5 protein-coding genes are annotated in these 5,807 nt (G+C 45.6%); 3 read left to right on the top strand and 2 right to left on the bottom strand.

What is annotated here, in order from left to right; all coding sequences use genetic code 11:
- Positions 1-459 (top strand): RNA-guided endonuclease TnpB family protein (locus EWV68_RS06130; protein WP_287169198.1); only part of this gene is annotated, 459 nt, incomplete at its 5' end.
- 45 nt (positions 460-504) lie between these two features.
- On the opposite strand, the gene EWV68_RS06125 is transcribed toward EWV68_RS06130, so the two are convergent.
- Positions 505-735 (bottom strand): hypothetical protein, encoded by a 231-nt coding sequence (locus EWV68_RS06125; protein ID WP_002784101.1) that lies wholly within the window; start codon positions 733-735, stop codon positions 505-507.
- A gap of 531 nt (positions 736-1,266) precedes the next feature.
- Positions 1,267-2,775, bottom strand: coding sequence for a serine/threonine-protein kinase (locus EWV68_RS06120; RefSeq protein WP_287169196.1), 1,509 nt, complete (start codon positions 2,773-2,775; stop codon positions 1,267-1,269).
- Between the two features lie 658 nt (positions 2,776-3,433).
- On the opposite strand from EWV68_RS06120, the gene cruF reads away from it, so the two are divergent.
- Both cruF and cruG read left to right on the top strand, forming a co-directional pair.
- Positions 3,434-4,348 carry a gamma-carotene 1'-hydroxylase CruF gene (gene cruF / locus EWV68_RS06115; RefSeq protein WP_287169194.1) on the top strand — a complete coding sequence of 305 codons (915 nt, stop codon included), beginning with the start codon at positions 3,434-3,436 and terminating at the stop codon, positions 4,346-4,348.
- Position 4,349: 1 nt separating this feature from the next.
- Positions 4,350-5,564 carry a 2'-O-glycosyltransferase CruG gene (gene cruG / locus EWV68_RS06110; RefSeq protein WP_061431534.1) on the top strand — a complete coding sequence of 405 codons (1,215 nt, stop codon included), beginning with the start codon at positions 4,350-4,352 and terminating at the stop codon, positions 5,562-5,564.
- The last annotated feature ends 243 nt before the right edge of the window (positions 5,565-5,807 follow it).

Below are 5,807 nucleotides of genomic sequence, written 5' to 3'. Positions count from 1 at the left end.
GTTCGTGAAAATCAAACGATAATTTTAGAGGATTTAAACACATCGGGAATGGTTAAAAATCGTAAGTTATCCCGTGCCATATCAGACTTAGGATGGCGTTCTTTCCGAGATATGCTATCAGCAAAATCTGATAAATATGGGCGTGATTTTCGGATAATTTCTCGATGGGAGCCAACGTCTCAAAGGTGTTCCTGTTGTGGGAATATCGGCGGTAAGAAAGCGTTAAATATCCGTGAGTGGGAATGTCTTTTTTGTGGGACTTTCCACGATAGGGATGTAAACGCTGCAATTAATATCAAGGTCGCCGGTGGGCAATCGGAGACCTCAAAAAACGGACGGGTCGGAAAGTGTAAGACTACCGATAAGGTAGCATCATCCTGTGAAGCGTCAACCCATCCGAAGATCGTTCAATTAAGTTTGTTCGATCTGCCGGTCATCACCGTCCGTTCCCGGCGGTGAGGATGTCAATAAGCTGTTTACGAAACGTTTTGGTGACACTTGATTTCATTTTTGTGTCGGAAATACTTCACTGGCTAGAGTAGTTTCACCCATTGCTATTTCCTGACGCACCATCGCAGTCATCTGCTCCCATTGCTCATCTGTTGTGGCAGCAAAACTAGCTTCCCATTTTTGCTCGTCTTTCAACTCATCCAGAAACCGTGATGCGATTGCATCCTGTTGTTCGGGCGGAAGTTGTTGGATTTGGGCGATCGCCTGTTGCAGCAGTTTAGTCATAGGTTTATCGAAAATTTGGGTTAAAACCCCGTCCTTTTAGGACGGCTTTAAGTTACAATGGAAAAAGCGATAACCAAGCTAAAAACTGAACCTTGACCACAGATAGTAGGGGGTTTCGTTCAGAAAAGAAGTCAAATTCGGCCTTGAACGAGTAAAACTTTCTAGGAAATAAGGTTGAACATGAGATTTTTTCGACTTGTTCAAAGTGGCCGGAGGGCATTCGGACACTCAAAACGGACGCGGAGAAAGTGTCAGACTTAAGCAATTAAGCGTTTTTCGGTGAAGCGTCAACCCCGTTGACGCGACCACCCTTAAAAAGTGGCGTGGTGAGGAATCGCCGTCCGTTTTACGGCGGCGAGGATGTCAACGCAGTAAATACGGCAATCACATACAGTTCCTCGATTCTAACCGAAGTTCAGAAAAATTTTTCGTCAGACTCAGGAACTATGTAGGCCCCACTACGAACTTATTACAAACATTGCCTCCACTTTGTTCAATAAAAAAGGGGTTAGTTAATGCCTCCCTAATTTTTTAGGGCTGCGGGGGTAATTCTGAATCTAATTTGGCCAGAATTTTGGGTTTAAGTTGCTCGAGTTTCTGTTTTAACATCCGCTTGCTCATTTGCGGGTTGCCAACCTGAGTCAATTGACTATCTGTCACCCATTGCAGCAAAATTTGGCATTGATTGGGGGGAATATTAGCGGTGATCACATTTTCACAGATAGGGCTGCCTTCGAGGGGGAAAAATAAAATCCAGTATTGACCGGTTTCGGCGAGGGTTTTGGTCATTTTTTGACCTTGGGGGGTTTTTAAGTCCAAATAACAGGGCAACCAGCGGGGTCCCCATTGACGATGATAGAGGACAGTAATCCAGAGAATCATCGGGTGGGGTGTGGGTAAAAAGAGGAATTGATTATAACGGACACTAGCAACCCGGACGGCGATATCCTCTCGATCCAACATTACCCATAAACTGGCAAAAACGCCGTCAGCAGCCCGGAGACAGCGTGAGAAGACAATTTTTTGGCGCGGTTTATCCTCGGGCCAACTGGACTTGAGACAGATATCCCTCGCATTAGCAGCAGAAACAATGGTTTGATTTAAATCATCAAGGGTTTTGATTTTGCTGGTGTAATCGTCGGTTTTTTTGACTATTTGATTTTTGACTAGGGGTTCAAGTCGTTCGAGACGTTGTAGTATATCTGTAACACTTGAAGGGCGATCGCTGGGGGCTTTGGCCAAGCAGCGCAGGATTAACTGTTCTAATTCTGGCGGTAATTGCAAGCTAGAATTAAAGGAACGGGGTTCGGCGTAGTGGTGAACCTCATACCAACTGCCAAAGGAGGGATTATTGGGAAAAACGGGCGTTTCTCCCGTGAGCATCTCGTACATCATAATCCCAAAACTGTAGATATCGGAACGATGATCGAGTTCTTTACCTTCCATCTGTTCTGGGGAACAATAGGCTAAGGTTCCCATAAACGATTGGGTTTGGGATTCTCCCGATTGGATGAGTTTAGCGATGCCAAAATCGAGAATTTTCACCAATTCCCCTAATCCTGAGTCCTGAATCACCATAATATTGCTTGGTTTGATGTCCCGGTGAATAATCGGACACATCTCCCCTTGGAAGATAATACCCTTATGGGCGCATTCCAGGCCGAAACAAATCTGACGGGTGAGATTGAGAAAGCGCGGGAGGGGCAGCGGCTGATGTTTGATGATTTCACTCATGCTCTCCCCCTGCAAAAATTCCATGACGTAGAAGGGGACTTCCTTGTCATCTACACCATAATCACGAACTTTAACAATATGAATACTTTTTTCGCCTAAAAGTGCCGAAATAGTCGCCTCTCGCTCGAAGCGCTCACGCATTCTTTTGTTGAGGAGAGTTTGCGAGAGGAATTTCACGGCGACGGTTACGCCACCTAATAGTTTATCTTCTGCTCGATATACTTGTCCCATGGCACCGCTACCGATCAACTCGACCAGTTGGTATCGATTGGCAAGTAAGCTCCGATGTCTAGATTCTGCCGACATAGCTAGGGTTTGCTGAAAAAGTTTGTTGGTGGGGTTAGGAGTCTCCGAGTCAGGAGTCTCCGAGTCAGTAGCCGGTCGTTTCAGGCTTTGTTGCCCTCTTTTTTTGTACCAGTTTATGTACTAAAGAAAGGATAATGCCAGGTTTTTGAAGGTCTTAATCCTATATTCGCAGCATGAACATCGAATTTTAACAGGTCAAAAGCCTTATTTTAAAAGGGTTTTACCATTATTCAGCAAGCCCTAGCTAGGCTACTGTGTTAATTATAGTGAGTCTGGTGGAGAGAGTTTTGTTAAGAACCGCTGCAATTGGTCGGCGATTGAGAGGACTTAATCTTAGAATGCCTTTTTTTCGGGCTAAAAGCATCATTGTTAACATATATTTTCAGGCATTTTTAGTCATTGCCCCTTGCATAATTAATTTTTGGGGGTTGAAAAAATGAAAAAACTAAGTATAAAGTACCACAAAATCTCTAAATAGACAATTTGATTGATTATTATGACCACTGACTGCTGCCTACTGACTCCCAAAGAAGTACTACAGGCAAATCCCTAACCCCTGTAAAACTTTTTTGCCGAAAGTGACCGATCTGGGTAATAATTCTTTAATAAAGATTTGTAAACTTGAAAATGATTATCCTTTCGCAGTGCTAGAGATTTAATGAGACGACTAATTGCGATCGAAAAAGCTCTGCTCATCGGTCATATTGTATCGATGGCTTTTGGACTAGCGGGATTGTTGCTAGTTTTGCCCCATCCCGAATTTGTGGCCAATTTACCAGATTTTGGCAAAACTGCCTTTGCTTGGTCAATGGCCGGGGGGGGTGTGGTGTATATGGTGTTAGGAATGGCAGCCGTGGCTGTTTATGCCTATCGAACTCTAGGAGTGTGGCACTGGTTAGGATTCATGGTTCCCGCTATCAGTTTATCCCTTTGTAGCGAACTATTAGGAACCAGTACCGGCTTTCCGTTCGGTCATTATCGTTATCTTTCGGGCTTAGGTTACAAAATTGCGGGTTTAGTACCCTTTACTATCCCCCTATCTTGGTTTTATCTCGGTTTTAGTGCCTATATTATCGCTCGTGTTGGTTTATCCACTCTTGCTTTACCCCAGTGGCTACAAAATCTAGGAGCGATCGCTATCGGAGCGGTATTATTAACTTCATGGGATTTTGTCCTAGATCCGGCCATGAGTCAAACCACCATGCCCTTCTGGATTTGGGAACAACCGGGGGCCTTCTTTGGGATGCCCTATGAAAATTTTGCCGGTTGGTTCGGTACAGGCTGTGTTTTTATGACGGTAGCCACTTTAATCTGGCAAGTGCAACCGGTGAAACTGCCAAGTCAAGATTTAACCCTGCCTTTTGTGATGTATTTGGGTAATTTTGGCTTTGCGACGGTCATGAGTATGGGTGCTGGTATTTATCCGCCGATTTTCTTAGGATTGCTCACCGGTATTCTGCCTTTAATACTCCTCTATAATCGCGCCAAGGCTGTTGCCTCTGGGCAAACAGTGCCGACAAGCGAAGTAACAACCCTAAAAATCCCCGTTGTTTCGGTGAGAGGAGCCAAATAAGTTGTTAACTGAGATAATTCTCGGTGCATTCTGCCTGGGGCTACTGCTGTCTCAGGCTGTTGCCTTTTTTATCCTTCTTTCCCGTCTGCTAAAAGGGGCGCGTCGTCGTCCTCCCCTGACTCCCCAACCTCCCACCCCGGAGATGTTAGGGACAGTAAGCGTGATTGTGCCGACGTTAAACGAAGTGGCCAGGATTGACGGTTGTTTACGGGGATTGAGTCAACAGAGTTACGAAGTGCGAGAAATTCTGATTGTCGATAGCAATTCCCAAGATGGTACGCGGGAAAAAGTCAAAGAGATAGCGGCAAAAGACCCCCGCTTTCGCTTGAAAACCGATTATCCTTTGCCTCCCGATTGGGTAGGTCGTCCCTGGGCGTTACACAATGGTTTTTTGTTTAGTTCTCCTAAAAGTGACTGGATTTTGGGCATTGATGCCGATACCCAACCCCAAGCAAATTTAGTCGCTAGTTTAGTCCAAGCTGCGATCGCAGAAGGTTACGATTTAGTTTCCCTGTCGCCGCAATTTATCCTCTCCTATCCGGGAGAATGGTGGTTACAGCCGGCTTTATTGATGACTTTGCTCTATCGCTTTGATGCGGCCGGAGTGCGCGAGCAAGATCCCCAACGAGTCATGGCCAATGGTCAATGTTTTCTCTGCCGGCGGTCAGTTTTAGCGGCTTTAGACGGTTATAGCGGGGCAAAAGGTTCTTTTTGCGATGATGTCACCCTGGCCCGTCTAGCGGCAACGAAAGGCTATCGGGTGGGATTTCTCGATGGGGCGAAGTTAATTCGCGTGCGAATGTACGAAGGACTCAAGGAAACGTGGCGCGAATGGGGCAGATCTCTTGACCTCAAAGATGCCGCCTATCAGGGTCAATTATGGGGCGATTTAGCTTTATTAGCTCTTAATCAGGGATTACCGATAATTATCACGCCTTTACTGCTCACAGCTTTCATTTTTGGCTACGATTTCCTGAGTTTAAAAATTGTTTTGACTTTAAACCTGCTGCTGTTATTGATTCGCTTTGCCCTTTTATTGGCTGTCTCTCCTAGTTACTATCGGGGCGAAAAAGTCAATCTATCTTCAGGATTATTTTGGCTATCTCCCCTAGCGGATCCGCTGGCAGTTATCCGCATTTTTATCTCCGCTTTTACCCGTCCCCAAAGTTGGCGCGGTCGAGTTTATCTCAAATGTCGGGGTGAAGACCCTCAGTAGTTTCATCGGTTGGGCCTTCGGAACGAAACCCGACCACTCCATCAATTATGCCTAAGCTGTTCGTAATTTAAATTGCTTGTTTAGATGAGGCAAGGGGGGGTGAGGGAGATTCAGCTAATCTAAGCCCACATTCCGCACCCTCAACTGTCACATAAGCTGTCCCCCTCCAGAGACTTGAGTAAAAATACTTAGCTGGTGAAGGTTTTCTCGGTGGCCGTTAGGGGGAGCTTGAGACCCCTAATT

Origin of the sequence: Microcystis sp. M_QC_C_20170808_M9Col (genome assembly GCF_007095495.1) — a bacterium.
In the GTDB taxonomy this organism is placed as follows: domain Bacteria; phylum Cyanobacteriota; class Cyanobacteriia; order Cyanobacteriales; family Microcystaceae; genus Microcystis; species Microcystis aeruginosa.
Note: the sequence above shows the minus strand (reverse complement) of the source record. Positions and strands in the feature narration are given on the sequence as shown.